This window comes from Succinivibrio faecicola (genome assembly GCF_019448115.1).
Lineage (GTDB): Bacteria > Pseudomonadota > Gammaproteobacteria > Enterobacterales > Succinivibrionaceae > Succinivibrio > Succinivibrio faecicola.
Genome location: NZ_JAGFNY010000079.1, coordinates 1 through 1,456, shown reverse-complemented (window position 1 = coordinate 1,456; position 1,456 = coordinate 1). Strand labels below are relative to the sequence as shown.

Annotated in this window: 1 protein-coding gene; it reads left to right on the top strand. The window is 30.3% G+C overall.

The annotated features are described in order from the left end of the window. The first annotated feature begins 121 nt into the window (after positions 1 to 121). Positions 122 to 1,396, top strand: coding sequence for a RecQ family ATP-dependent DNA helicase (locus J5V48_RS09675; protein ID WP_219938428.1), 1,275 nt, complete (start codon positions 122 to 124; stop codon positions 1,394 to 1,396). Positions 1,397 to 1,456 lie beyond the last annotated feature (60 nt).

Genomic DNA, 1,456 nt, shown 5'->3' with positions numbered 1-1,456 from the left:
GCATCAGCAGCGCTAGACTGCTTGTATTAAACTTTTGTACTCTAATTTCTCACTTTTTGAAGTGCAGAAGTAGAGTATTAATTAAATTATTGGTATAAACTCGAATATAGAATCAGCAATTATGGATACATCTATTTTTACAAATTATCTAAAACTGATATTTGGTAATAAAGCTAGTTTCAGAAAAGATCAGCTTGAGGCTATTATTTCTACTGTTAATAATCATTTTACTTTAGTTGTAGAAAAAACAGGATGGGGTAAAAGTTTAGTTTATTTTTTAGCAACTAAATATTTTCGTGATAATGGCTATGGACCGACTATAATTGTCAGTCCTTTAAAAGCTCTTATGAGAAATCAGATTGAGGCTGCAAGTAAACTTAATTTGCGGGCAGAAATGATTTCAGGAGAATTTTTTAAAAGAGAAAATGAAAATAAAAAATATGAAATTTTAACAAGTCTAAATAATAACAAGATTGATATATTATACGTAACACCAGAGCAGTTGAATAAAAATGATCTTTATAATCTTTTGATAGCAAATATAACTCAAGAATTAGCTCTTTTTGTTATAGATGAAGTTCATTGTGTTTCTGAATGGGGACATGACTTTAGACCTGATTTCTGTTCACTAAAATATTTTGTTGAGAGCTCAATTGTTAACAATAAAAAAATCCATATTTTAGCAACAACTGCAACCGCAAATGATATGGTTATAGAGGATCTTTGCAACCAGTTTAACTGTGAAATCACCACAATAAGAGGTGAATTATGTAGAGATTCTTTACATCTTTGTGTTTTGCCTGAGATGAGCTTGTCGCATAAATATGCATGGATCCTTGAATATCTTCAAAATCATTCAGGCTCTGGAATTATATATGCTTTAACAATTAAGGATTGTGATTTGCTCGCTCAATTTCTTAGTGTTAATAATATAGTTGCATTTTCGTACCATTCAGAAAACGGTGATGAAAAAAACAGATGGATTGAAGAAAAATTTTTTAATAATGAAATTAAAGTATTAGTAGCAACTTCAGCTTTAGGCATGGGATACGATAAACCTGATGTAGCCTTTGTAATACATCTTCAGAAAGCAAAATCAATGCTAGAGTATTATCAGCAAATTGGAAGAGCTGGTCGAGATATTGCCAAAGCAGATGTCATTCTTATGAGGTCCCCAAAAGATGATAATTGTCTTGATTTCTTTATAAAAAATGCATTCCCTGAACCTACAATTATGAGAGAAATTTTGAGTTTTATTGAAACCCAAAATATCGTTAAAAGACAAAACATTCTTGAGTGTTTTAATATCAGCGTAAGTTCATGTGATAAAATTTTAAAGCATTTGCTAGCCAGAAAACTGATTAGAAAAGATGGAAGTATATGGCGAAATTATTAAAGCACACTAAGATCACAATTTGATTATGTTTATGCCTTAATACTTGCAATCAAATCACTC

What these genes read in the sequence shown, in the direction of transcription:
- J5V48_RS09675 (WP_219938428.1), top strand. Translation starts at nt 122, where the DNA reads ATGGATACATCTATTTTTACAAATTATCTAAAACTGATATTTGGTAAT.